We start from the raw sequence: 25,869 nt of genomic DNA on the forward strand, positions 1-25,869 counted from the left end.
TTTCGGGCATTGCCCCAAAATTCATCATCTGCTAAAATCGACTGTTTTCGCTGGCCGCTGCAAATGCAGCGGCCTTTTTAACCGGGTAGGCTGGTCGCGGCCTATCCCCATTGGAGTATAAAAATGAACGTTGTCGCTTTTGCGCGCGCTAAGCAAGGTACGGGTGCGAGCCGCCGCCTGCGTAATTCTGGCCGTACGCCCGGCATCATCTACGGTGGTGCAGCCGAGCCTCAATTGGTTGAAGTGGACCACAACACGCTGTGGTACGCCCTGAAGAAAGAAGCTTTCCACGCATCCGTGCTGGAAATGGATCTGGACGGCGCCAAGAGCCAAGTGCTGCTGCGCAATGTGCAGTACCACCCCTTCAAGCAACTGGTTCTGCACGTTGACTTCCAACGCGTGGACGCCAACACCGTGCTGACCATGAAGGTGCCTGTGCACTACTCCGGCGCCGAAGAATCGCCTGCAGTGAAGATCGACAAGTGCATGGTTACGCCAGTCGTGACCGAAATCGAAGTCCGCTGCATGCCCAAGGATCTGCCTGAATTCATCAACGTGGACCTGAGCAAGCTGGAAAAGGGTGCAACCCTGCACCTGAACGATGTGGCTCTGCCTAAGGGCGTGACCCTGGTTTCCCACAGCAATGCTGCTGTGATCTCCGTGGCTGCTCCTGCTGGTGGCGCTGCTGACGAAGCCGCTCCTGCTGCTGAGTAAGCACATAGGTATGACGGCGCATTGGCGCTGAAATACCCCAAAAGGCTGCATTGGTCACAATGCAGCCTTTTTTTCATCTCCATGCTCCATCGAGACAATAGCTCTTCTTCAGAAGGACATCACCCGCACCCTGCAGGGTATGCGGAATGCACCTTCGCAGCACCGATAATTCTCGCCCATGATCAAGTTGTTTGTTGGCCTCGGCAACCCCGGACCGGAATATGAAGGCACCCGCCACAACGCGGGCTTCTGGTGGATCGATGCGCTCGCCAGCCATCTGCGCGTACAGCTCACTCCTGACCGCAACTACTACGGCCTCGTCGCCCGCACAACGGTGCAAGGCGAATCCATCTGGTTGCTGGAGCCGCAAACTTTCATGAACCTCTCCGGTAAGTCGGTGGGCGCTCTGGCACGTTTTTTCAAGATCAAGCCAGAAGAAGTTCTGGTCGCGCACGACGAGCTCGACCTTCCCCCTGGTCAGGTCAAGCTCAAGAAAGGTGGCGGTCATGGTGGCCACAATGGCCTGCGCGACATCCATGCGCAACTGGGCTCGCCTGACTACTGGCGCCTGCGCATCGGCATTGGTCACCCCGGCAACAAGGAGGAAGTGCCTCACTGGGTGCTGCGCAAGCCAGCCCCCGACCAGCGCACTTTGATTGAAGACAGCATCATCCATGCCATGCAGGCTGCACCAGAACTCCTGTCCGGCGACATGGAAAAGGCCACCCTCAAGATCCACACCACCAAACCGGCCCGTCCCAAGCCTCCACGGCCCGCGGGCACCTGATCTTGCCCCCAAATACCGAAAAAGCGCCCTGATGGCGCTTTTTTCGTTTTGGACGATGAACGACGCAGCAGGCTACAAGCCCTTCTCTGCCTGAAGACGCAGGTACTTCTGCATCAGCGTCTCCTGGTTCTCCACAAACTCGGGGTTGACCGGAATACACGCTACCGGACAGATCTGCACGCATTGGGGTTCGTCAAAGTGCCCTACGCACTCGGTGCATTTGTTCGGCTCGATCTCGTAGTACGCCTCTCCCAGATAGATGGCATCGTTCGGGCATTCAGGCTCGCACACATCGCAGTTGATGCACTCATCGGTAATCATCAAAGCCATGGTTGCACCTCCATGTTGGAATGGAGCAAAAAGTGTGACATGAGCGACATTATCCCGCCTTCGCCTTCGCCATACTCGCGTCTTTGCGAGTAAGCATGCATGGTGTGCCGGAATTTTTCGCGTTATGCTGGCAACGCTTACCAAGACAAGAGTCTTCGCTATTGTTTTTGAGAACACTTAACCACGACAGCCGACCATGGGTCTTTTTTTCATCAAGCGCACCCTCACGCTGCTGCTCACACTGCTGGGTACGTCCATCGTCGTGTTTCTGGTGCTTGAAATACTGCCCGGCAACGCAGCCCAGATGCTGATGGGGCCTGATGCCGCTCCCGAGGCAGTGGCCGAACTGGCCGAGCAACTGGGCCTGAACCAGCCAGCCTGGGAGCGCTACTGGCACTGGATCAGTGGCCTGGTGCAACTCGATCTGGGCAACAGCTACAGCTATGGCACACCGGTGCTGGAGCTGATCTCCGAGCGCCTTGCCCTCACCGTTCCGCTGGCAGTGATGGCCATGGTCATCACCACCGCCGTGGCCCTGGTTGCCGGAATCTATGCTGCCAGCCACCATAACAAGATTGGCGACGTCAGCGTCATGGGTCTGGCGCAGCTGGGCATCGCCATTCCCAACTTCTGGTTTGCCATTTTGCTGATTCTGTTGTTTTCGGTGCAGCTCAAATGGTTTTCGGCCGGCGGCTTTCCGGGCTGGACGGAGGCATCGGGCGGCTCGTTCTGGGGCGCCATCAAGGCGCTGATGCTGCCCGCCGTGTCCCTGGCCGTGGTGCAGGCGGCCATTCTGGCCCGCATCACGCGGTCTGCCGTGCTGGAAGTGCTGCGCGAGGATTTTGTGCGCACCGCTCGCGCCAAAGGCCTGTCCCAGCGTGCTGCGCTCTACAAGCATGTGCTGCGAAATGCGCTGATTCCCGTAGTCACCGTCATGGGGCTGCAATTTGCCAATCTGCTGGCAGGCACCATCGTGGTGGAGAACGTGTTCTACCTGCCAGGCATGGGACGGTTGATTTTTCAGTCCATCGCCAACCGCGACCTGATGGTGGTGCGTAACTGCGTCATGCTGCTGGCATCGATGGTGGTGGTGGTCAATTTCCTGGTCGATCTGCTCTACGCCATGATCGACCCCCGTATCAAGGCCAGTGACATCTAAGCTATGAGCCAGCCCTCTTCCCCTCTGGCAGCGCCGCTGCCGACTACAGCGCTTCCGGCGCGCGCGGCTCCCGCAGCCCCCAGCTTCTGGCGCCGTGCGCGGCACAACCCCAGTTTCATCATCGGTGCTGTCCTCACGCTCGCGCTCCTGCTGGCCGCAGCGATTTCGTATCTGTGGACGCCGTGGTCTCCCTACGATATCAATATGGAAGCCAAGCTCCAGGCTCCGACGCTGGCGCACTGGCTGGGCACCGATGCCTATGGCCGGGATGTGGCGTCGCAATTGCTGGTGGGCGCCCGCAATTCGATTCTCGTAGGCCTTGTGGCGGTGGGCATTGGTCTGACCATCGGCACCGCCCTGGGGCTGCTGGCGGCTGCCAAGCGCGGCTGGGTGGAAGAAACCATCATGCGGCTGTCCGACTTCACCTTTGCCTTTCCCGCCATTCTCTCGGCCATCATGTTGACGGCCGTGTTTGGTGCGGGCATTGTCAATTCCATCATTGCCATCGGCATCTTCAATATTCCGACCTTTGCACGCATCACCCGTGCATCGGCCAATGCCATCTGGTCGCGAGAGTACATTCTGGCGGCCCGCTCCTGCGGCAAGAACAGCTGGAGCATCACCTGGCAGCACGTGCTGCCCAATATCCTGTCGGTTTTGATCGTGCAGGCCACCATACAGTTTGCACTGGCGATTCTGGCCGAGGCCGCGCTGTCCTACCTGGGCCTGGGCACACAGCCGCCACAGCCGTCCTGGGGCCGCATGCTGAGCGAAGCGCAGACCCTGATGTTCCAGGCCCCCCTGCTTGCTGTGTTTCCGGGCGTGGCGATTGCGCTGTCGGTGCTGGGCCTCAATTTGCTCGGCGACGGTCTGCGCGATCTGCTCGATCCCCGTCTGGCCCGCAAACGCTAAGGATTGGCCATGGCTTTGATAGATGTATCCAACCTCAGCATCCAGCTCCAGACGCACCGTGGCCCGGCACGGGCTGTGCGCGACATCAGTTTCCAGATCGAGCGCGGGCAGGCACTGGGGTTGATTGGCGAATCGGGCTGCGGAAAATCCATCACCGCCATGGCGTTGATGGGTTTGCTGCCCGAATCTGCGCAGGTGAGTGGTAGCGCATTGTTTGACGGCCACAGCCTGGTTGGCCAGCCCGACCGCTGGTGGCGCACGGTGCGCGGAAACCGCATCGGCATGATCTTTCAGGAGCCGATGACGGCATTGAACCCCGTGCAGACCATTGGCCACCAGATCAGCGAGCCCCTTCGCCTGCACAAAGGCATGAGCGCACGCCAGGCCCGCAACGATGCCATTGCCATGCTCGATCGCGTCGGGATCGCCCAGCCAGCGCAGCGTTACGATGCCTATCCCCACCAGTTCTCCGGCGGCCAGCGCCAGCGCATCACCATTGCGATGGCGCTGGCCTGCGGGCCCGATCTGTTGATTGCCGACGAGCCCACCACGGCGCTGGATGTGACCATCCAGCAGCAGATCCTCGATCTCATCAATGGCCTGGTGGCCGAGCGCAACATGGCGCTGCTGCTGATATCGCACGACCTGGGGGTGATCTCGCAGAACGTCGACAAGATGGTGGTGATGTACGGCGGCACCGTGGTCGAATCGGGCAGCACCGAGGCAGTATTCGAGCACATGGCCCACCCCTATACCCGCGGCCTGCTGGCGGCGCGCCCCAGCATGCAGCCGCGTGTTGATGGCAAGCCCCAGCGCCTGCAGACCATTGCCGGCACCGTGCCGGAGCTGGTGGACCTGCCTGTCGGTTGCACCTTTGCCGGACGTTGCAGCTTCACCCAGCCGGCCTGTGCTGCGCAGGTGCCGCCTTGTATTGATCTGGTGGCTGAAGCGGCAGGAGAACCTGACCAAGCCCACCAGGTGCATTGCCTGCGCCCCGAAGCCTACGCAACAGCCACCACCGACGCAGGAGCCACCGTATGAGCAGTATCCCTTTGCTGGAGGTTCGCGATCTGGTGCGCACCTACACCCTGCCCCGCGAAAAACTCTTTACCGCGCCGCCCACGGTAGAGGCGCTCAAGGGCGTGGGCTTTAGCCTGCATGCAGGCAAGAGCCTGGGCGTAGTAGGCGAGTCGGGCTCAGGCAAATCGACCCTGGCACGCCTGGTGATGGCGCTTGACGCACCGACCTCCGGCCAGGTGCTGCTGCAGGGCCAGGATTTGCACCGCATGCCGGCGGATGCCCTGCGCAGCGCGCGCAAGGATTTCCAGATGGTGTTTCAGGACCCATATGGCTCGCTGGACCCGCGCCAGACGGTGGAGCGCATCGTCAGCGAGCCACTGCAGGCTCAGGGAGACAGCAGCCGTGCCGAGCAGCGCGCCCGCACCATCGAGGTGTTGCAGCAGGTGGGCATGCGCCCGCAGGACGTGGACAAGTACCCGCATGAATTCTCTGGCGGCCAGCGCCAGCGCATTGCCATTGCGCGCGCCCTCATCACAAAGCCCCAGCTGATCGTGGCCGATGAACCGGTCAGCGCACTCGATGTGTCCGTACAGGCCCAGGTGCTCAACCTGATGCAGGACCTGCAGACTGAGTTTGGGATCACCTACATGCTGATCAGCCACGATCTGGCCGTCATCAACCATCTGTGCGATGAAGTGGTCGTTCTCTACAAGGGCGAAATCGTGGAGCGCGGCACGCCCGCGCAGCTGTTCCAGCATGCGCAGCACCCCTACACGCAAAAGCTGGTGGGTGCAGTGCCGCAGGTACGGCCCCGGCGCCGCCATCTGCAGGCTACACAGACCATGCAGGCGCAGGCCATGCCAAGTCCTGTATAACCTGAGTCTCAAGGTTCTGTCTTTGGAGGAACGTGGCAGGTCATCTGCGGTGCAGCACACAAAAACCATAGCTGCCAGCGCTTGATGCTCTTGGTCTTAAACCCTAAGACCATTGATAATGCAGCAGCGACGCGCGCCACCCGCTCTTCTTTTCAGAGCAGAACCGAGGACCATGAATCCGTCATCCGCTAGAAAATTGTTCCAAGGAGTTCCTGGATGCTGAATCGTAGAAATCTGCTTGCCGCAGGCGCACTGGCCCCGCTGCCACTGTGGCTGCCCGCCACCGCCCAAGCGCAGAACAAGAAAGACACTGTTGTGCTCGGCATGACGCTGGAGCCGCCAGGGCTCGATCCCACGGCCGGCGCGGCCTCCTCCATTGCGGAGATCACCCAGTACAACATCTATGAAACGCTGACCAAAGTCAATTCCGATGGAAGCGTATCGCCCCTGCTGGCCGAAAGCTGGGAAGTCTCGCCCGATCTGAAGACCTATACCTTCAAGCTGCGCAAGGGCGTCACCTTCCACAACGGCGAGGCCTTCAACGCCCAGTCGGTCAAATTCTCGTTCGACCGCGCCGCTGGCGAAAAAAGCACCAACAAGGACAAGCGCACCTTTGCCAACCTGACAGCCCAGGTGGTGGATGAGCACACCGTCGTGATCCTCAACAAGGAAATCGACCCTGACCTGCTCTTTGTGCTGGGCCAGGCTACCTCCATCATCGTCGACCCCAAGAGCGCCGATACCAACGCCACCAAGCCCGTGGGCACTGGCCCCTACAAACTGGGCAACTGGAGCAAGGGCGCGTCGATCACCCTGGAGGCATGGCCCCAGTACCGCAATGCAGGCACCATTCGCATCCGCCGCGCCACCTTCCGCTTCATCTCGGATGCTGCGGCCCAGGTGGCTGCGCTGCTGGCAGGCGACGTCGATGTATTCCCCCGCGCAACGCCTCGAGGCGTTGACCAGTTCAGATCCAACCCGCGCTACCAGGTGGTGACCAGCGGATCGCGCGCCAAGACCATCGTCGCCATCAACGAACGCCGCAAACCGCTCGATGATGTACGCGTTCGCCGCGCGCTGTCGGCCGCCATTGACCGCAAGGCCGTGATCGCAGGTGCTGCAGAAGGCCTGGGTGTGCCGATCGGCAGCCACTACGTGCCCGGCGCGTTCGGCTATGTCGATACCACCGGCATCAACCCCTATGACGTCGAGAAAGCCAAGAAGCTGCTGGCCGAAGCCGGTGTCAAGACGCCTCTGCAGCTGACCATGACCCTCCCTCCCACGCCGTATGCGCGCCAGGGCGGTGAGATCGTCGCAGCCCAGCTGTCCAAGATTGGCATCGATGTGAAGCTGCAGAACGTGGAATGGGCGCAGTGGCTCTCGGGCACCTATACCAACAAGAACTACGACCTGTCGATCATCTCGCACGTCGAGCCGTTTGACCTGGAAAACTACACCCGCACGGATTACTACTGGGGCTACAAGTCGGAAAAATTCAACAAGCTGTTCGAGCAGATCAAGCTGGAAGCGCGCCCCGCCGACCGCGCCCGCCTGCTGGGCGACGCGCAACGCCTGCTGGCCGAGGACGCCGCCAACGTCTACCTGTACCAGCCGCAGTGGATCACGGTTGCCGCCAAGAACCTGCGCGGCCTGTGGAAGGACATGCCGATCTTCGTCAACGACCTGTCATCCATGTACTGGGCATAAACAACGCGGCTTGCTACGCTTGCTGCAGGGCCTGTTCGCCTCACGCCAAGCCCATCACAGGCAACGTGCCGTGATGGGCTTTTTTCATTGAAACCCAACCGATTCCACTCACCGTCTCCATGACCGCGCTGCACGATCTGCCCGCCACCGAGCTCCTGGCCGCCTACCAAAGGCACGAGCTATCCCCTGTCGATGTCATGCAATCCGTCATCGACCATGTATCGCAGTGGGAGCCACGGCTGTGCGCCACCTACCTGTACCGCCCCGAACAAGCCCTGGCGCAGGCGCGCGAAAGCGAAGCGCGCTGGAGCAGGAACGCACCAGCCGGTCTGCTGGACGGCGTACCCGTCACCATCAAGGAAAACATTGCCACACAAGGCGACCCGCTGCCCGCAGGGACGGCCGCCGTCAAGCTGGTGCCTGCGGCTGCCGATGCACCGCCCGCAGCCCGCATGCGGGAAGCGGGCGCCATCATGTTCTCCAAGACCACCATGCCCGATTACGGCATGCTGTCGTCAGGCCTCTCCAGTTTTCACCATCTCGCGCGCAACCCCTGGGATCTGAGCAAGGGCCCGGGCGGCTCCAGCGCTGGCGGTGGCGCGGCTGCCGCAGCTGGCTACGGCCCGCTGCATATCGGCACCGACATCGGCGGCTCGCTGCGGCTGCCTGCCAGCTGGTGCGGCATCTACAGCCTCAAGCCCAGCCTGGGGCGCATTCCGATCGATCCGCCCTACACTGGTCGCGCCGCAGGGCCGATGACGCGCACCGTAGCCGATTCGGCACTGATGATGCAGGTGCTCTCGGCTCCCGACGTGCGCGACACCATGAGCCTGCCCGCGCAAGACATTGCCTGGAGCTCGGTGGCAACCACCACACCTGATTTCATCCGGGGCAAGCGCATCGGCCTGCTGCTCGATGCAGGCTGCGGATTGCCGCTGGAGCCCGAAGTCAGAGCTGCCGTTGAACGTGCCGCCCATCTGCTGCAGGAGGCAGGTGCACAGGTCACGCGTATGCAGCCTTTCATGACACAGGGCATGCTCGACGGCATGGACCACTTCTGGCGCATGCGCTCGTTCACCGACATGCAGGCGCTCAGCAGCGAACAGCGCGACAAGGTGCTGCCCTATATTCGCGCATGGGCCGACAGCGCCCAGGGCATGAGCGGCACGGAGGTCTTCCACGCCAGCCAGCAATTCCACCTGGTGCGCGTTGCCACCGTTCGCGCCACCAGCGCGTTCGACTATGTCATCTCTCCGGTTGCACCCCATGTGGCATTCCAGGCCGAATGGGCCGGACCCACCAACGACCCAATGCGCCCGCTGGAGCATATCGGCTTTACCGTGCCCTACAACATGTCTGAGCAGCCTGCGGCCTCCGTCAACTGCGGCTACACCGCAGCCGGCCTGCCCATCGGCCTGCAGATGGCAGGCGCCCGGTTTGACGACCTGGGCGTTCTGCAGCTCTCGCGTGCTTTCGAGCAGATCCGCGATCCACAACACCCCTGGCCGCAGCCGCCAGCGGCATAAGAGAGGAATGCAGCATGGGCGCCCAGCATGACCTGTACGGTAACCCGGTCAGCTGCGATGCGGCCGCCTTGCCCTATCTGAACGACTTTGCCGAAGGCTTTGCCGCGTGCGAGATGCGCGTGCTGCGCCTGCTGGAGATTGCCGGGCAGGATGACAGCCCGCTGGTACAGATCTGGAGCGCCGCGCTCCATCTGTTTGCAGAAGATGCCCAGGCTGCCTCCAATGCTCGCCCCTTTTTGCAGCGCGCACGCGCCATGCAACCGCGGGCCAATGCCCGCGAAATGCTTTGGCTGACAGCCATCGAAGCCTGGGCAGATGGCGATACCCCCCTGGCGGCAGCGCAGCTGGAAGCGCTGGTGCAGCGCCATCCCCGCGATCTGGCAGCCTTGAAACTGGCACACTACCACGCCTTCAACCTGGGCGATTCTCCTGCCATGCTGCGCATGGCGTTCACGGCCCAGCCGCACTGCGCCGATGTGCCCTACTTTCACGGCATGCTGGCCTTTGCCTACGAGCAATGCCACCTGCTGCGCCAGGCAGAAGGCGCGGCACGCCACGCGGTGCACATGCGTTTCAAGGAACCCTGGGCCCACCATGCGCTCGCCCATGTATTGCTGACCGAAGGCCGTGTGGACGAGGGCCTGGATTTCATGCAGAGCGCCAGCGGCAGCTGGAGCGGCCTCAACTCCTTCATGCAGACGCACAACTGGTGGCATCTGGCGCTGTTCCTGGTGGAGGACGAACGCCACGACGAAGCCCTGCAGTTGCACGACAGCCAGGTCTGGGGCGTGGTGCCCGCCTACTCGCAGGACCAGATCGGCTCCATCTCGCTGCTCGCGCGGCTGGAGCTTGAAGGGGTCGATGTGGGCCACCGCTGGCAGCAGCTCACGCCATACCTGCTGCAGCGCCAGCATGACCATGTGCTGCCTTTTCTGGATCTGCAATACCTGTACGGCCTGGCCCGCGCCCAGCAGTGGGAGGCCGCGCAACAACTGCTCGCCAGCATGCAGCGCCACGCCGATGCGCAGGAACACCCCCAACTGCGCGCCATCTGGCAAGAGGTCTGCCTGCCCGCAGCGCGAGGCGTGCTGGCCCATGCACAGGGCCAGTACCAGCAAGCGGCCCGACAATTGGGGCCGCTGATTGCACGCCTGGTGGAAATCGGCGGCAGCCACGCTCAGCGCGACCTGTTCACCCAGTTGTACTGGAGCGCATTGCGCCATACCGGCCGGTGGACGGCCTTGCAGAACCTGGTGCAGCCCTGGCGCAACCAGCAGCCGCAGTCCAAACGGCTGGCACGGCACATGCAGCGCATCTACCAAGGGCTGGGCCTTCCCCCTGCCCTGGCAGATTCAGAGAACTAAGAGCCGCTAACACAACCCAGCAAATCGTAGATTTGCGGTTGAGACGAGGAGTGGCAGTACAAAAGTACGACAAGGCAAAGCAACGACGTATCAAGGGTTGTGTTAGCAGCTCTAAGACACCCAATCCGACTGCAGCAATGCCCGCACCTGCTGCACCAGCGCGGATTCTGCCGCGCGCGCTGGCAGCAGGCCGAACTGCACCCGCGTGAGGCTCGGCAAACCCGCTTCGGGCAAGACGGGCGCCATGTGCTGTGTCAGAGTCGCCGCATTGATGCACGCCACCCCCAGGCCTGCAGCAATGGCCGATTGCAAACCCGCTACCCCGGAGGCCTGGTGCGCCACCACATAGTCCACGCCCTGCTGCCGCAGGCGGGCTTCGGCATATTGGCGCAGCGCACAGGTCTCGGGCAGCACGAGCAGCGGCAAGGGCTGTCCGGCCTCTGGCACCCAGTGGCGTGCGCGGGCCCAGACCAAGGCCTCCTCCGGGCCGAGCGTCTGCAAACGCTGCCTGAAGGGAGGCGTTGCCATCACCACTCCCAGATCGCATTGCCCCTGGGCATGCGCCGTTTCCACATCGGAGCTTTTGAGAACGCTCACCTCCAGCCGCACAGCAGGATGCTGCTGCGCCAGAGCCTTGAGCATGTGCGCCAGCGCGTCGGGCTTGTAGTAATCGGTGACAGCGAGCTTGAGCGTGCCCTGCAGCGCCATGCCACGCATGTCACGCAAGGCATGGTCTGCCATTCCCACCAGTGCCCGTGCATGGCCCAGCAGTTGGATGCCCGCTGCCGTGGGCACCACGCCTGTCTTGCTGCGCAGCAGCAGGGGTTTGCCCACGCAGTCTTCCAGTTTTCTGATCTGCTCACTGACGGCCGACTGCGAAAGAAAAAGCTGGGGCGCTGCAGCCGTCAGGCTGCCTGCATCCACAACGGCCATCAGGGTTCTGAGCTGCGCAAGGTCGAGATGAGCCATGATTTATCCAACGGATTAACAGATGGATTCAATCATATCTTCCCGTTTTACAGATGCATAGAGGGCTTTCAGAATAGAGCCATCGTTCATCTTTCAAGGTTTTTCAGGAGAACACCATGCCCCACATCGCCATCCAGCTTTCCGGCCCGCGCAATGCCCAACGCCAGCAGCAGATCAGCGAGGCCATTGCCCAGTTGACGCAGGACATTCTGGGCAAGCGGCCCGAAGTCATCGCCATCACGTTCACACAGGTTGCGGCGCAAGACTGGTGGATTGCAGGCAAGACCCTGGAGGAATTGGGCCAGTCCGCGTTTCAGCTGGATATCAGCATCACCGACGAAACCAATACCAAGGCAGAGAAGGCGCGCTACCTGCAAGCCGTCTATGACACGATGGCCGCGCTGCACCCGCAGTTGCACCCGGTGTCATATGTGCATGTCATCGATGCCCGCGCTGCCGCCTACGGCTATGGTGGCAAAACGCAGGAATACCGCTACCACCAAGGGTGACAAGCGCATATCAGCGCTGCGACGTGGCCAGCTTCACCGCCAGCCCCACAAACACCACGGCCGTGATCTTGTTGAGCCAGAACTGCGCCCGGGGTGAACGCAGCAGCAGATTGCCAAAGACGCCGGAGAACAGCGCAATGGCGCCGAACACCAGAAACGCCGCCAGTATGAACACCGCGCCAAAGACAAAGATCTGCGGGCCGATCGGGCCAATGGCGGGGTCGGCAAACTGCGGCAAAAATGCCAGAAAGAAGATCAGTACCTTGGGGTTGGTGAGGTTCATCACCACGCCACGGCGCACCATGGCCAGCAACTCCTTACTACTGATTTCATAGCCATTGGCGCTCTCTGCGCTTGCGCCATTGCCTGATTTCTCTGCAGAAACAGGCGCCCGCCACGCCCCCCAGGCCAGGTAGGCCAGATAGGCTGCGCCGCACCACTTGAGCACGGTGAACGCAATGCTGGAGGCGGCAAACACCGCCGCCAGCCCCAACGCCACCGCCGTGGTGTGCACGACCACCCCCAGGCACAAGCCCACCACCACGGCAATGCCTACACGCCAGCCGCGTTGCACCGATTGCATCAGCACAAACAGGTTGTCGGGCCCCGGCGACAAGGCCAGCAGCACCGCAACACCAAAAAAAGCAACCAGGGACTGAAGGGTAGGCATAGAAAGGTATCCAGGCGACTTACAGACAAAGGCAGAAACCGGCACATTATGGCTTGCCGCCTGCCAGTTGCCATCTAGCCCCACTTACGCGCGCGACAGCGGGGCGGTCACGATCCAGCCTTCCAGCGGGTCCGCACCCGTAGGCAGACCGTAGAGCGCATCGCCCTGCAGATGACGGCTCAGGCCCCAGGCGGCCTGCAGCATGCAGATGGCGGCATCCAGGTGATCGCCGCTTGCGTCCTGCAACATGCATTCCTGCTGCGACGCACTGGCACTCAGGCGCAGCTGCAACGAATGATCGCCTTGCAGCAGGGCCGCCAGGCAATCCTGCCGCGCAGCAGCGCGCTCGGGTGTCTGGCGCTGCCTGTCATCGCTTTTGTAGCTGCCGCGGCCAATCAGCTCGCGGGCCAGCAAGCCGGGATAGGCTTCCAACGCGACCTTGCGGCTCTTGCGCCGAAGCAGGCCTGGAAAATCGGCCCCCGCGGCAAGAAGGCGCGGCACACCGGCATGCAGCATGTAAGCCACAGGGGGATTGACCCATTTCATCGACGGGCTGGAGCCCGCCGGGCCATCGGTAGCGCGGTGCGCAAACTTGCCGCCTACGGGCCGCCCTGCGCAAAAGGCCTTGAACTGCTCACGAATCAGGGTGCGATCCAGGCCTGCATAGTGTTGCATGCAGGCTTGCCAATCGATAGGCCAGCCCAGTTGCTCCACCAGTTCGCGCGGCAGCGCAAACGGCAAATCAAAGCCGCCCACCCAGGCGATGTCCTGCGCGAGAAAATCGCTCCACGCATCCAACGTGGCAAAACACGCAAAGCCTTGCAGCTGTACGCTGCGGCTGGCCGCATCCCAAGCACCATACGCCTGCACAATGGGTTTTCGCCTGCCGGGGCTGCTGCTGAAATCGCAGCCCAGCACCAGGGGATGCGCAGATGGCATGGCAGGCCGCGCCATCGCTCAGCCCAGCCCCAGCGCCGTCACGCCCACTGCAATCAGTACGGCCCCGGCAATACGCAAGGCGCGGTCCCCTTCGCCCAGCAGCTTGCCACCGATCAAGGCGGCAAACAGCATCGACACCTCACGCGCTGGTGCCACGTGCGAGATGGGCGCGCTTTGCACAGCGTACAGCACCAGCACATAGGCGATCGGGCTGAAGATGGCAACCACCAGCGCGTATTTCCACTGCAGTTGCCACAGGCGCCAGGTTTCCGCCCGGTTGCGCAGGCCCAGCGGCGCCAGCACCACGCAGCGCAGCAGGTTGCCCATGTAATCGAGCAGAATCGGCGACATCAGCAGCACCTTGACGGCATAGCTGTCCACCACCGTGTAGGCGGCAATGAAGACACCCGTCAGCAAGCCGTAGTACAGGCCTTTGATGGTGCGCTCACGCTTTTCGCCCCTGCCGCCCTGGGTGGCCGTGCGCAACATGGCCGGGCCGCCTGCAATCAGAAACACGCCCGCCACCACGCCGGCAATACCCAAGGCCCCCATTGCTGACAGGTGCTCGCCCAGAAACAGCACCGCCACCAATGACGACAGCAGAGGCCCGCTGCCGCGCGCCAGCGGGTACACCACCGTAAGATCGGCCACACGGTAGCCGCGCAGCAAAATGATGAAATAAAACACATGCAGCAGCGCACTGGCCGCTACAAAGCCCCATTCCGCCCAACCCCACTGCGGCACCACCTCGCGGCCCAGCCACCAGCCCAGCGGTAGCCAGACGATGGCATTGAGCACCGAGGTGAACAGCGAAAAGCGGGCATCGCCGCCGGCCTTCTTGGCAACGATGTTCCAGAACGCATGGATGATGCCCGCAACAATGATCAGCGCAAACGCGTAGAGCGTCATGTCCCCTCTTTGCTCAAAAAATGGCTTCTGTGCCGCACTGGGTCAGAAACCGCCGCGCTTCGAAGCAAGCACCGCGCTGCAGCACGGGCAAAAAAACCGCCCGGCAAAGGCCGGGCAGTTGGTGATGGTGGATGGAGGACTTCAGTTACCTGCACGCTGCGGAATCAGCGAGAGAAATTCACGCCGCAGGTTGGGGTTGGTCAGAAACTCGCCACGCATCACGGAGTTGAGCATCTTCGAGTCCATTTCGCGCACGCCGCGCCAGGACATGCAGAAATGCGAGGCCTCCAGCACCACGGCCAGGCCATCGGGTTGGGTCTTGTTCATGATCAGGTCCGCCAGTTGCACGATGGCTTCTTCCTGGATCTGCGGACGGCCCAGCACCCAGTCCACCAGGCGCGCATACTTCGACAAGCCGATCACATTGGTGTTCTTGTTGGGCAGCACGCCAATCCATACCTTGCCGATGACCGGGCACAGGTGGTGGCTGCAGGCGCTGCGCACAGTGATGGGGCCCACGATCATCAACTCGTTCAGGTGCTCGGCATTGGGGAATGCCGTCACCTCGGGTTGCGGCACATAGCGGCCCTTGAACACCTCGTTGATGTACATCTTGGCCACGCGGCGCGCTGTGTTGCGGGTGTTGTGGTCGTCTTCGGTATTGATGACCAGGCTGTCGAGCACGCCCTGCATCTTGTGCTCCACCTCGTCCAGCAGCTTTTCCAGCTCGCCGGGTTCGATGAAATCCGCGATGTTGTCGTTGGCATGGAAGCGCTGCTGGGCCGCCACTATCCGCTCGCGGATCTTGACGGACACCGGTGTGCCTTCTGCGCTGGCAGGTGCTTTTTTCGGATCGGATAGTTCGGTAAACATAGCAGGCATGGTACCAGCGAAATCTGTCCTCATGGGTATTGGTGTTTATCGCCCGCTGCGCTTATGTGACGCGCGCAAGAAGCTATATTTTTTATAGCGAACCATTCTAGAGCGTTGCCGGTCTTCGTCTGGCAGCATGTACCCCTCCCGGAGCGATCCCTCTCTCCCATGGCCCACCGCTTGCAGCAAAGCGGCGCTGGCAGCGAATGCCCGCGCATCCGGCCCTCCGTCAATCCCGCAGGCGGAACTCTGCAATCAGCGGCAGGTGATCGGACATGCGCCACCAGATGCGCCCGCGCGGAACAAACAGGCCGCAGGGCGTCAGGCCCCGCGCGTAAACATGGTCGAGCTGCACCACCGGCAGGCGCGAGGGATAAGTCATCAGCGGCTGCTCGTCGTACTCGAACAGCCCGAACCCGGCGAGCATGGACTTGACCTGGAACCCCCAGTCGTTGAAATCGCCCGCTACCACCACCGGCTCGTCGTCCGGTACGTATTCGTTGATGAACTGCTGAATCTGCGCCGTCTGGCGCAAGCGGCTGCCATGCACCAGCCCCAGGTGTACCACCACTGCATGGACACGGCGCCCGGCAATCTGCATGGCGGCATGCAGCAGGCCGCGCTGCTCGAAGCGGTGGTCCGAGATATCGCGGTGGTGCGTCTCCAGGATCGGCCAGCGCGTGAGCAATGCATTGCCGTGCTCACCCCACTTGGTCTGCGCATTGGTGTAGTAGGCAGCGGTGTAGCCCAGCGGCGTCAGAAAGTCAGCCTGCGTCTGCTCAGGCCAGTTGTCAAAAAAACCGGCTTCCTTGCGATTGTCCTTGCGCACCTCCTGCAGGCAGACGATGTCGGCATCCATTTGCTCCACGGCGAGCCCCAGGTTGTGGATCTCCAGCCTGCGTATCGGCCCCAGCCCTTGCACACCCTTGTGGATGTTGTAGGTGGCCACGCGCAGAATCGGATGTTCGTCGTCAAGTTCGGTCATGGATGCAGGAACCTTGGCAGCCACAAAATGGCTTCGCTGTTCGATATGGAATAGCAACGCTCTGCCGCCTCTCTCCAATCATGCCACGCATAGGCGCTGTGCTCTCGCGGGCTGAGGGTGATGTTGGTGTAGGACGGCACCTGCAGGCTGAGTACGTGCTCGGTGTTCAGGCGGACCCCGGGTGCATAGCGGTGCAGCCACTGTGGATAGATGGGGTAGATGTTCTCCAGGTTCCAGTCGCGCAGGGTGCAATCGGGGTGATGGGCATCAATCCCCGTTTCTTCGCCCACCTCCCGGATCGCGGTCTGCACCCAGGTTTCATCTTCCGCATCCTTGCTGCCCGTCACAGGCTGCCAGTAATCGACTCCGGCCATGCTGCCCACACGGCGCAGCAGCAATACCTGCAAGTCAGCCGTATGGATGATGACCAGTACAGATTGCGGAATTTTGAAAGGCTTGGAATTCACAATGGTGGGGCGCGGGAAAAATCACAACAAGGCAGTTGCAGCGGCCTGCATCCTTTAAAAAAGAATAGCATTCAGCGCTTATCCACTGAGCGCGAATCGCCTTTTTTTCCAGAACTTGCATGGCCATTGGCACCCGCCGTCGCCACCGGAGGCGGCAGATCCTTGGCCTGCAACAGGCGCACCTGCTGCACCAACTGGTTGTGGGCATGGAGGAATGCCGCCGCAATGACCTTGCCTTCGTTCGTATTGCTCCAGCCGGCGCCAGCGCCACCTCCCAGCTTGCCCAATACCACGCCCCCCATACCCAGATCAGTGGCGCGGGCCGAACCCGTGGCCGCAGCGACCTGCTCCGTGGTTTCATTGTCGGTAAGAAAGAGCGCCGTCTGCGCTTCCTTGAGCTTGACCTGCTCTGCCACACCAGCCAACCCCGCAATGTCGCGCAACATGGGAATCATCGCAATGATGCCAGCGAGACCGCGCCCTGCATCCTGCTCGCTGAAAGTGAGGTTGGGCACCATGGTGTACTGCGCTTCGTAGCCTTTGCGCTTTTCCACCGTGCCATTGGGGCGCAGAAAGCCTGCATCCTGCAGTTCGCCCTCGCGGATCGTGCCCTGCAGGCCGCCCGCACGGTCCACCACGCGAAAACAGCCACTTTGCTGCATCAACAGGCGCACCAGTGGTACCGGCGTGGGTGGCAGGTTGGCAGCGCTGGGCATCACATAGCCGCGCGGATTCTCCAGCAAGGCCACAGTGGCAATCGGCGCATCGCAGCGCTCCAGGCTGGCATGGGCATTCTGCCCGCCAGCAGGCCCGGCGGAGCCCGATATCTCCGACCCGCCCTCGCCCAACTCGGTCTTCTTTTCGCCGCAGGCGGCCAGCGCCAGTGCCGCAGCAATGGCAATTACCGCTCGTACCGTGCCTGCCTTGGTGTAGTGCATGCCTCGCCTCTCCAGATCATGAGCCCGCAAGCATAAAGCCTTGCTTTCAATGCAAAACGCCAAAACCTTGCGGCTTTGGCGTTTTATCGTTGCCAGATGCATCAGCCCCAAAAACCGATGCCGGGCCAGTGCTTACTGGGCAGCGACCGCATTGCGCAGCTTGATGTGCAGCTCGCGCAACTGCTTTTCGTCCACGGCCGAAGGCGCCTGCGTCAGCAAATCCTGGGCGCGCTGGGTCTTGGGGAAAGCAATCACGTCGCGGATGGACTCGGAGCCCGTCATCAGCGTGATGAGACGGTCCAGGCCGAACGCCAGGCCACCGTGCGGAGGCGCGCCGTACTGCAGCGCATCCAGCAGGTAGCCGAACTTGGCACGTTGCTGCTCAGGGGTGATGTTCAGGGCGTCAAACACCTTGGCCTGCACGTCGGCACGGTGGATACGCACCGAGCCGCCGCCCAGCTCCCAGCCGTTCAGAACCATGTCGTAGGCCTTGGCGATGCACTTGCCGGGTTCGGTGGCCATGAGTTCTGCGTGACCGTCCTTGGGGCTGGTGAAGGGGTGGTGCACAGCGGCCCAGCGGTCGTTTTCCTCGTCGTACTCGAACATCGGGAAATCCACCACCCACAGTGGTGCCCACTTGTTCTCGAACAGGCCACCGGCCTTGCCGAAATCGCTGTGGCCGATCTTGATGCGCAACGCGCCGATGGCGTCGTTGACGATCTTTTCCTTGTCTGCACCGAAGAAGATCAGGTCGCCATCCTGAGCACCAGTGCGCTTGAGAATCTCAGCAATAGCTGCATCGTGGATGTTCTTAACGATGGGCGACTGCAGGCCATCACGGCCCTTGGCCAGTTCGTTGACCTTGATGTAGGCTAAGCCCTTGGCGCCGTAGATCTTGACGAACTCGGTATAACCGTCGATTTCACCACGCGAGAGGCCGCCCTGCTCGCGGGCGCCACCAGGAACGCGCAGGCCCACCACACGGCCGCCCTTCATGTTGGCCGCGCCGGAGAACACCTTGAAGTCCACGTCCTTCATGACATCAGTCAATTCGGTGAACTCCAGCTTGACGCGCAGATCCGGCTTGTCCGAACCAAAGCGGTACGCCGCGTCCTGGTAGGTCATCATCGGGAATTCGCCCAGATCCACGCCCAGCTGGGTCTGGAACACTTCCTTGATCATGCGCTCGAAGATCGCGCGGATCTCTTCCTCGTTCAGGAACGAGGTTTCACAGTCGATCTGCGTGAACTCGGGCTGGCGGTCGGCGCGCAGGTCTTCGTCACGGAAGCACTTGGTGATCTGGTAGTAACGGTCGTAGCCGGCCACCATCAGCATCTGCTTGTACAGCTGGGGCGATTGCGGCAGTGCGTAGAACTCGCCGTCGTGCACGCGCGAAGGCACCAGATAGTCGCGAGCGCCTTCTGGCGTGGACTTGCCCAGCATCGGGGTTTCGATGTCGATGAAGCCTTCCTTGTCGAGGAAGTTGCGCACCTGGATCGCGGTCTTGTAGCGCAGCATCATGTTGCGCTGCATGACCGGGCGGCGCAGGTCCAGCACGCGGTTGGTGAGGCGCACGGTTTCCGACAGGTTGTCGTCATCGAGCTGGAACGGAGGCGTGACCGAGGCGTTGAGCACATTCAGCTCGTGGCACAGCACTTCGATCTTGCCGCTCTTGATGGAATCATTGGTCGTGCCTTCCGGACGGGCACGCACCACACCCTTGACCTGCACGCAGAATTCGTTGCGCACGCCCTCGGCGGTCTTGAACATCTCGGCGCGGTCCGGGTCGCAGACCACCTGCACATAGCCTTCGCGGTCACGCAGGTCAATAAAGATCACACCACCGTGGTCGCGACGGCGGTTTACCCAGCCGCACAGCGTTACGGTTTCGCCCATCTGGGCCTCGGTCACCAGACCGCAGTATTGCGAACGCATTGCCATAGCCAATCTTCCTGCGCCTTGTGGGCGCTCTAGTCCTTTAGTTTTTGGAGATCGAGGGACGCTGCTCCGGAGGAGCCACCACACCCATCGACACGATGTATTTGAGCGCGGCGTCCACGCTCATATTCAGTTCCACACAGTCGCTTTTGCGCACCATCACCAGATAACCGCCCGTGGGGTTGGGGGTGGTGGGCACATACACGCTGACAAATTCTTCCTGCGCACCCACTGCGACCAGATGATCAGCCAGCTCGCCGCCGGGCGCGCCCGTCACGAAACCGATGGTCCACATGCCGGAATGCGGCCATTGCACCATGACGGCGGTACGGAATGCATTGCCGCTTTCGGAAAACAGGGTGTCGGACACCTGTTTGACGCTGGAATAGATCGAGCGCACCACCGGTATGCGGCTGACCAGGGCATCCCCCCAGCTCACCAGCTTGCGGCCAACGAAATTGCTGGCCGTGCCCCCCACCAGCAGCAGGATCGCCAGGGTGAGTACCACGCCGAAACCCGGCACATGGTAGCCCAGGACCTTGTCTGGCTGCCAGCTCTCCGGCAGGATCTGCAGGGTCTGGTCAAGCGTGCCGACGATCCAGCCGAGCACCCAGACCGTGATCACGCCGGGCACAACGACCAGCAATCCGGTCAGCAGCCATTTGCGCAGTGCAGCCATGGGTGGTGGGAATCCTTATGCAGCAGAGCTGGTTAAGGTTGCGGGTGCCGCAGCAGGCGCAGGCGCAGGCGCTGCAGCGGGCGCAGCCTTGCTGTCGCTGGACGAGCTAGCTCCGCCCGCGTCCGAGCTGGATTTCTTACCGCTGAAATCGGTGGCGTACCAGCCGGTGCCCTTGAGCTGGAAGCCCGGCGCAGTCAGCTGCTTGGAAAAGCTCGCTTGCTTGCATTCGGGGCATTCGGTCAGCGGCGCATCCGATATTTTTTGCAAAACATCCTTGGCAAATCCGCAGGCACTGCACTTGTAGGCGTAAATAGGCATCGCGCAAAGTCAGAAAACGAAGGGAAACCCTTGATTATAGGCTGGCTTGCACAAACCAGCCCGGGCCGCCGGGCCTTTCGGGATTCGCAGGCATGGATTGAAAAATGAAAGCTGACAGCGCCTGTTGCTATTGAAGTTCATATCAAAAATGACATGAAGGCCAATAGATATAGGCGCAGGCAGCTCTCATTTTTATAGAAACCGCCCTGCTTCAGCGCGCCATGGCCCCTGCGGGCGCGGCGTCCGGCTCAAACGGAATCACATCCGTCTTCTGGTTGGGGACCCACTGTGGTGCAAGCGAGCCTGCCACCATGCCGGCAAAAGCGGACAGCACACCGGCCAGCTGCGCCGGAAAAGCGCTGCCCCAGGCCATGTTGAGGCCCGCCAGCCACACGCCGATGCCCAGAAACACCGCCAGCAGGGCGCCTTGCGTGGTCGCGCGCTTCCAATACAAACCCATGGTGAGCGGCACAAACGCCCCCACCAACGGCACCTGGTAGGCGCCGGACACCAACTCATAGATCGGCGTGCCTTCCATCTTGATCGAGTACGCAAGGACACAGGCGCTGAACACCAGCACGCTGATGCGCATGGTGCGCAGGTTGTCATGATCACTCACATGGGGGCGGAACTGGCGCCAGATGTTCTCGGTAAAGGTGACGCTGGGCGCCAGCAGCGTGGCCGATGCACAGGATTTGATGGCCGACAGCAGTGCGCCGAAGAACAGGATCTGCATGATGAACGGCATCTTCTCCATCACCAGGGTGGGCAGCACCTTCTGCGGATCTTCCTTGAGCAGGCTCGCCGTTGCCTCGGGCATGATGATGAGCGCACTGGCCACCAGGAACATGGGCACAAAGGCAAACAGGATATAGGCAGAGCCACCGATCACCGTGCCGCGCACGGCCGATTTCTCGCTGTTGGCCGACATCACGCGCTGGAACACGTCCTGCTGCGGAATCGAGCCCAGCATCATGGTGATGGCTGCGGCAAAGAAAAACACGATGTCATGCCAGGTCGGCTCGGGCCAGAACTGGAACAGGTCACGGCTGGTGGCCAGATCGATGACCTTGCCGGCGCCGCCCGCCATGTCGGAAGCAAAGAACGCCAGCACCATCAGGCCGACCACCAGGATGATCATCTGCACGAAATCAGTCACCGCCACCGACCACATGCCGCCAAACAGCGTGTAGGCCAGGATCGAAACCACGCCGATCACCATGCCCATCGAGGTGCTGATTGCGCCATGCGAGAGCAGGTTGAACACCAGCCCCAGTGCCGTGACCTGCGCCGACACCCAGCCCAGATAGCTGAGCATGATGATGAGCGAGCAGATGATCTCCACCGACCGGCCGTAGCGCTTGCGGTAGTAATCGCTGATGGTCAGCAGGTTCATGCGGTAGAGCTTGGCGGCAAAGAACAGGCCCACCAGAATCAGGCAGGTGCCCGCGCCAAACGGGTCTTCCACCACATTGCGCAGGCCGCCTTCGATGAACTTGGCGGGCACGCCCAGCACGATCTCCGAGCCAAACCAGGTGGCAAACGTGGTCGTAATGATCATGAACAGGGGCAGATGGCGCCCTGCGACTGCAAAATCCGCCGTGTTCTTGACCCGTTTGGCGGCCCACAGGCCCACGCCAATGGTTACAAAAAGGTAGGCAATCACCATGTAGAGCAGCACGTTGTCACTCCTGCAAAGCGTAAAAGGTCAAAAGATACGAACGCGAATCAGGAGCTGCAGCACCACCAGCCCCAGGACAAAACCGATACCGCCACTGACAATGATCTGCAGCAGCTTGTTGGTCAGCTTCTGCTGCGCCAGCAGTTCCTTGAGAGTCTCGTCGTTGTCGCGGCCCTGTTGCGACAGGTACTGGTGCACCAGGCGCGGCATGTCCGGCAGCAGCTTGGCATAGCGCGGCGCCTGGCTTTTCAGCTCACGCCACAGGCGCTGCGGCCCCATCTGGTCGAGCATCCACTTTTCAAGGAAAGGCTTGGCCGTGCTCCACAGGTCCAGATCCGGATCCAACTGTCGGCCCAGGCCTTCGATGTTGAGCAAGGTTTTTTGCAGCAGCACGAGCTGCGGCTGAATCTCGACATGGAAGCGCCGCGAAGTCTGGAACAAACGCATCAGCACCATGCCCAGCGAAATCTCCTTGAGCGGGCGGTCGAAGTACGGCTCGCACACTGCACGGATCGCCGCTTCCAGCTCGTCGACCCGCGTGTCGGGCGGCACCCAGCCGCTTTCGATGTGCAGCTCTGCAACACGCTTGTAATCACGGCGGAAGAAGGCCGTGAAGTTCTGCGCCAGGTATTCCTTGTCAAACTCCGTCAAGGTGCCGACGATGCCGAAATCCAGCGAGATATAGCGGCCAAAGCTCTCGGGCTCCAGGCTCACCTGGATATTGCCCGGGTGCATGTCGGCGTGGAAAAAGCCGTCGCGAAACACCTGGGTGAAGAAGATGGTCACGCCGTCGCGCGCCAGTTTTGGGATATCGACGCCAGCGGCACGCAAGGTTTCAACCTGGTTGATGGGCACGCCATTCATGCGCTCCATCACCATCACCTCCTGGTGGCAGAAATCCCAGAACACCTCAGGAATCAGCACCAGATCGAGCCCTTCCATGTTGCGGCGCAACTGGGCAGCGTTCGATGCTTCGCGCATCAGATCGAGTTCGTCGTGCAGGTAGGTGTCAAACTCTGCCACCACCTGACGCGGCTTGAGGCGCTTGCCGTCGGCAGAGAATTTCTCCACCAGCTCAGCCATGGTGCGCATCAACGCCAGGTCGCTGTCGATCACCGGCAGCATGCCTGGCCGCAGCACCTTCACGGCCACATCGCGCAGCTCGCCAGCGCGGGTGCGGATGGTGGCAAAGTGCACCTGGGCTATGGATGCGCTCGCAACTGGTTTTTCATCAAAGCTGACGAACACCTCGGCAATCGGCTTGCGGAACGCCCGCTCGATGGTCTCGACCGCGATGCGCGGGTCAAACGAAGGCACGCGGTCCTGCAGCAGCGACAGCTCTTCGGCAATATCGGGGGGTAGCAGATCACGCCGGGTCGAAAGCACCTGTCCAAACTTGACGAAGATGGGTCCGAGCTGCTCCAGCGCTTCGCGCAGCCGCTGGCCGCGCGGCTGCGTCCACTTGCGGCCCAGGCGCAGCACACGGGTGATGCCCTTGAGCCACGGGTGGTTGAAGCTGGAGAGCACCATGTCGTCCAGCCCATAGCGCCACACCACCCACAGGATGGTAAAGCCACGGAAAAAACGCTTCATGAGGGCTGGCGCTCGCTGGGAGAATCGGCGCCTGCGCCATAGCCCGGGGGCGTGGGCGGCGCTGGCGGTTGCGCCTGCTGGTCGGAGCGGCCACCGCCAAAGCGGTCTGCCGTGCGCACCCCCATGTTGACGAACTGACGCAGCGCCACTGCGATGCGCTGACCAAAGGAAGCCAGCCAGTGCGCGGGCGTATCGCCCACGATGCGTGCCAGGTCTTCCTCGACGTCCCAGCGGACATGGTCGACCAGCCACTGGATCTCGGCGGCGAACTGCACATCGCCGTCAATGCGGATGGCGGGCTTTTCGCCCTGCAGCACATCACGCGCCAGCGCGAGTGGCGATTCATCGACCACATGCACGCGCAGATCAGGCGTTGCGCCAGGCTCTGCAAGGTCCAGCAGGCCGGCTGGCGTGATCTGCAGCGCCAATTGAATGCTGCGCCACTGCACCTGAACCACACGCCCACTTTGGCGCGTGAGGCGCTCCATGGCGATGCTTTCCTGCATCAGCACATGGTTCAGGAACAGCACCACACGGTGTTGCACCTCGGACACCAGCCACTGCGGTGGTTGGGCCGAATCCAGAATGCGCGCAAAAATGCCGCCCGGAAAAGAAAAAGGGGACTGTGTTGCCATAGTCCCCAATTATTCCCCAACTCGATCGCCCATGCCTCCGATTAACAGGCATGGCGATGGAGTTTTATGACACCGCGCCAAGAACGTGTTTGCAATCTCTACGCATCCGCGTTGGAGTGCAATCGGGATGAGTTCGAAGCGATGGGCCGCAGCTTGCACCGGGGTGCAAGCAAGGGACAGCGCACAGAAATCGCCCGATTTCACTCCAACCCGGAGGGACAGTGGCCTTGCGGGCGGTCTGCGTTGTTGCAAATCCTCGCAATAGCATGGCTATTGCTGCGGTATTGCGCCTAGCATCCCATCCCGCAAAGCCACTGTCGCGGCGCGAGGAGATCGCAACCACGTTCTTACTGCAGTGCTTGCAGACCGGCGACCAGCCAGCCGCTGGAGCCGTCCTTCGGCTTGGTCATGTTCCACACTTCGCGGAAGGGGCTGGGGCCCGCATTCGCCTCTTCGCGGATCATGCCGGAGAACTCGACGCTGGCCATGTAGGCATTGCCCAGGTCCTCGATACCCAGCAATTGGGCTTCAAGCATCACGACATCGGTCTGGTTGGGCTGCACGCCTTCGCGGTGCTGCTCGCGGTCCTGCAACTGCCCCTTGACTTCCGTCAACATGGTATCGGTCATCATCGAGCGCAGGGTCTGAACATCACCACGGTCCCAGGCGGCCTGCAAGGTCACGAAATTGCGTTTGGCCGCATCCAGAAAGCCCTGGGTATCAAAGCCTTCGGGCACGCCCCAGTTCTGCGAGCCACCCAGGGCCGAGCCGATCATGCTGCCGCCTGCGGCCGCAGCTACGGGCGCCGCACCTTGCTCCCAAGGACGAGCGGATGCATCATTGCCCACTTTCTCAGGGTTGTACTGGCGCGCCATGGGAGCCGATTCGGGCGCCTGAGGCGTGGCGTTGCCTGCGCCCTGGAAGGCGAAAGGCGAGTTGCCGGCGGGCGCTGCCGCACCACTCTTCTTGCGCATGATGAAGCCGACAATCGCCAGCACCGCCATGATGGCCAGACCTACCAGCAGCATGTTGGCAAACGCTTCACCGAAGCCCAGGCTATGTGCCAGCCAGGCCAGGCCCAGACCGGCGGCCAGGCCACCCAGCATGGCGCCCCAAGGTTTCTTGGGCGCAGCCTGCGGGGCTGCATTCGGGGTTGCGGGGCGCTGTGCCTGCTGGGCAGGCGCGGCCTGGCTGGGCGCCTGGGAAGGCGTTGCCTGGCGTTGCGTCACATTGCTCGATTGCTGCCCCACGGACTTGCCGCCTCCCATGCGTTTGGCATCAGCATCCACATGCACAAATGCCAGCAGAACCACCAGGGCGACTGACCATAGTTTCATCATATTTGCTCCATTCTTTTAACGGCCCACGCACC

Annotated in this window: 26 protein-coding genes; 10 read left to right on the forward strand and 16 right to left on the reverse strand. The window is 61.8% G+C overall.

The annotated features are described in order from the left end of the window. The first annotated feature begins 123 nt into the window (after positions 1-123). Positions 124-714, forward strand: coding sequence for a 50S ribosomal protein L25/general stress protein Ctc (locus LAD35_RS16865; protein ID WP_224150121.1), 591 nt, complete (start codon positions 124-126; stop codon positions 712-714). Positions 715-892: 178 nt separating this feature from the next. Next, entirely contained in the window at positions 893-1,501 is a 609-nt protein-coding gene (gene pth / locus LAD35_RS16870; protein ID WP_224150122.1) for an aminoacyl-tRNA hydrolase, read from the forward strand. A gap of 72 nt (positions 1,502-1,573) precedes the next feature. On the opposite strand, the gene LAD35_RS16875 is transcribed toward pth, so the two are convergent. Further along, positions 1,574-1,831 carry a YfhL family 4Fe-4S dicluster ferredoxin gene (locus tag LAD35_RS16875; protein ID WP_224150123.1) on the reverse strand — a complete coding sequence of 86 codons (258 nt, stop codon included), beginning with the start codon at positions 1,829-1,831 and terminating at the stop codon, positions 1,574-1,576. Positions 1,832-2,027: 196 nt separating this feature from the next. Between LAD35_RS16875 and LAD35_RS16880 the strand changes: the two genes are divergently transcribed. From LAD35_RS16880 to LAD35_RS16910, 7 genes are all read left to right on the forward strand, one after another. Continuing rightward, positions 2,028-2,990 carry an ABC transporter permease gene (locus LAD35_RS16880; protein ID WP_224150124.1) on the forward strand — a complete coding sequence of 321 codons (963 nt, stop codon included), beginning with the start codon at positions 2,028-2,030 and terminating at the stop codon, positions 2,988-2,990. A 3-nt stretch (positions 2,991-2,993) separates the two neighbouring features. After that, positions 2,994-3,902 carry an ABC transporter permease gene (locus tag LAD35_RS16885; protein WP_224150125.1) on the forward strand — a complete coding sequence of 303 codons (909 nt, stop codon included), beginning with the start codon at positions 2,994-2,996 and terminating at the stop codon, positions 3,900-3,902. A 9-nt stretch (positions 3,903-3,911) separates the two neighbouring features. Continuing rightward, a complete protein-coding gene (locus LAD35_RS16890; protein ID WP_224150126.1) occupies positions 3,912-4,943 on the forward strand; it encodes an ABC transporter ATP-binding protein in 1,032 nt (343 codons plus the stop codon). Further along, complete coding sequence (locus LAD35_RS16895; protein WP_224150127.1) at positions 4,940-5,797, forward strand: ATP-binding cassette domain-containing protein; 858 nt, start codon at positions 4,940-4,942, stop codon at positions 5,795-5,797. Before LAD35_RS16890 ends, LAD35_RS16895 begins: the two co-directional genes overlap by 4 nt. A 216-nt stretch (positions 5,798-6,013) precedes the next feature. Further along, entirely contained in the window at positions 6,014-7,504 is a 1,491-nt protein-coding gene (locus LAD35_RS16900; protein ID WP_224150128.1) for an ABC transporter substrate-binding protein, read from the forward strand. 119 nt (positions 7,505-7,623) lie between these two features. Then, positions 7,624-9,030: an amidase gene (locus tag LAD35_RS16905; RefSeq protein ID WP_224150129.1), complete on the forward strand. Its 1,407-nt coding sequence runs from the start codon at positions 7,624-7,626 to the stop codon at positions 9,028-9,030. Between the two features lie 14 nt (positions 9,031-9,044). Then, positions 9,045-10,394: a tetratricopeptide repeat protein gene (locus tag LAD35_RS16910; RefSeq protein ID WP_224150130.1), complete on the forward strand. Its 1,350-nt coding sequence runs from the start codon at positions 9,045-9,047 to the stop codon at positions 10,392-10,394. A 111-nt stretch (positions 10,395-10,505) separates the two neighbouring features. Here the strand turns inward: LAD35_RS16910 and LAD35_RS16915 are convergent, their stop codons facing one another. Beyond that, positions 10,506-11,363: a LysR family transcriptional regulator gene (locus LAD35_RS16915; protein ID WP_224150131.1), complete on the reverse strand. Its 858-nt coding sequence runs from the start codon at positions 11,361-11,363 to the stop codon at positions 10,506-10,508. A gap of 116 nt (positions 11,364-11,479) precedes the next feature. Between LAD35_RS16915 and LAD35_RS16920 the strand changes: the two genes are divergently transcribed. Next, positions 11,480-11,872, forward strand: a complete 393-nt coding sequence (locus LAD35_RS16920) for a tautomerase family protein (RefSeq protein WP_224150132.1) — start codon at positions 11,480-11,482, stop codon at positions 11,870-11,872. A gap of 10 nt (positions 11,873-11,882) precedes the next feature. On the opposite strand, the gene LAD35_RS16925 is transcribed toward LAD35_RS16920, so the two are convergent. The 14 genes from LAD35_RS16925 to LAD35_RS16990 form a co-directional block, all read right to left on the reverse strand. Then, positions 11,883-12,542, reverse strand: coding sequence for a LysE family translocator (locus tag LAD35_RS16925; RefSeq protein WP_224150133.1), 660 nt, complete (start codon positions 12,540-12,542; stop codon positions 11,883-11,885). 84 nt (positions 12,543-12,626) lie between these two features. Continuing rightward, a complete protein-coding gene (locus LAD35_RS16930; RefSeq protein ID WP_224150134.1) occupies positions 12,627-13,481 on the reverse strand; it encodes a DUF429 domain-containing protein in 855 nt (284 codons plus the stop codon). 18 nt (positions 13,482-13,499) lie between these two features. Continuing rightward, positions 13,500-14,390: a DMT family transporter gene (locus tag LAD35_RS16935; RefSeq protein WP_224150135.1), complete on the reverse strand. Its 891-nt coding sequence runs from the start codon at positions 14,388-14,390 to the stop codon at positions 13,500-13,502. Between the two features lie 141 nt (positions 14,391-14,531). Further along, positions 14,532-15,263 carry a GTP cyclohydrolase I gene (gene folE, locus LAD35_RS16940; protein WP_224150136.1) on the reverse strand — a complete coding sequence of 244 codons (732 nt, stop codon included), beginning with the start codon at positions 15,261-15,263 and terminating at the stop codon, positions 14,532-14,534. A gap of 229 nt (positions 15,264-15,492) precedes the next feature. Continuing rightward, positions 15,493-16,248, reverse strand: coding sequence for an endonuclease/exonuclease/phosphatase family protein (locus tag LAD35_RS16945; protein WP_224150137.1), 756 nt, complete (start codon positions 16,246-16,248; stop codon positions 15,493-15,495). Beyond that, positions 16,245-16,715 carry a dihydroneopterin triphosphate diphosphatase gene (gene nudB, locus LAD35_RS16950; RefSeq protein WP_224150138.1) on the reverse strand — a complete coding sequence of 157 codons (471 nt, stop codon included), beginning with the start codon at positions 16,713-16,715 and terminating at the stop codon, positions 16,245-16,247. The genes LAD35_RS16945 and nudB overlap by 4 nt, the downstream gene beginning before the upstream one ends. A gap of 71 nt (positions 16,716-16,786) precedes the next feature. Beyond that, positions 16,787-17,653, reverse strand: coding sequence for a CsgG/HfaB family protein (locus tag LAD35_RS16955; protein WP_224150139.1), 867 nt, complete (start codon positions 17,651-17,653; stop codon positions 16,787-16,789). A gap of 132 nt (positions 17,654-17,785) precedes the next feature. Next, the gene (gene aspS, locus LAD35_RS16960; RefSeq protein WP_224150140.1) at positions 17,786-19,594 is read right to left on the reverse strand and encodes an aspartate--tRNA ligase; all 1,809 of its coding nucleotides are present in this window, start codon (positions 19,592-19,594) and stop codon (positions 17,786-17,788) included. A 37-nt stretch (positions 19,595-19,631) separates the two neighbouring features. Then, a complete protein-coding gene (locus tag LAD35_RS16965; protein WP_224150141.1) occupies positions 19,632-20,270 on the reverse strand; it encodes a DUF502 domain-containing protein in 639 nt (212 codons plus the stop codon). A gap of 15 nt (positions 20,271-20,285) precedes the next feature. Continuing rightward, a complete protein-coding gene (locus LAD35_RS16970; RefSeq protein ID WP_224150142.1) occupies positions 20,286-20,588 on the reverse strand; it encodes an FmdB family zinc ribbon protein in 303 nt (100 codons plus the stop codon). Positions 20,589-20,799: 211 nt separating this feature from the next. Next, a complete protein-coding gene (locus LAD35_RS16975; RefSeq protein ID WP_224150143.1) occupies positions 20,800-22,269 on the reverse strand; it encodes a sodium:solute symporter family protein in 1,470 nt (489 codons plus the stop codon). 27 nt (positions 22,270-22,296) lie between these two features. Then, complete coding sequence (gene ubiB, locus LAD35_RS16980; protein ID WP_224150144.1) at positions 22,297-23,862, reverse strand: ubiquinone biosynthesis regulatory protein kinase UbiB; 1,566 nt, start codon at positions 23,860-23,862, stop codon at positions 22,297-22,299. Further along, a complete protein-coding gene (locus LAD35_RS16985; protein WP_224150145.1) occupies positions 23,859-24,497 on the reverse strand; it encodes a ubiquinone biosynthesis accessory factor UbiJ in 639 nt (212 codons plus the stop codon). The genes ubiB and LAD35_RS16985 overlap by 4 nt, the downstream gene beginning before the upstream one ends. A 347-nt stretch (positions 24,498-24,844) precedes the next feature. Continuing rightward, entirely contained in the window at positions 24,845-25,837 is a 993-nt protein-coding gene (locus LAD35_RS16990; RefSeq protein WP_224150146.1) for a Tim44 domain-containing protein, read from the reverse strand. Between the last annotated feature and the right edge of the window lie 32 nt (positions 25,838-25,869).

The sequence above is a fragment of the Comamonas odontotermitis genome, assembly GCF_020080045.1.
In the GTDB taxonomy this organism is placed as follows: Bacteria; Pseudomonadota; Gammaproteobacteria; order Burkholderiales; family Burkholderiaceae_C; genus Comamonas; species Comamonas odontotermitis.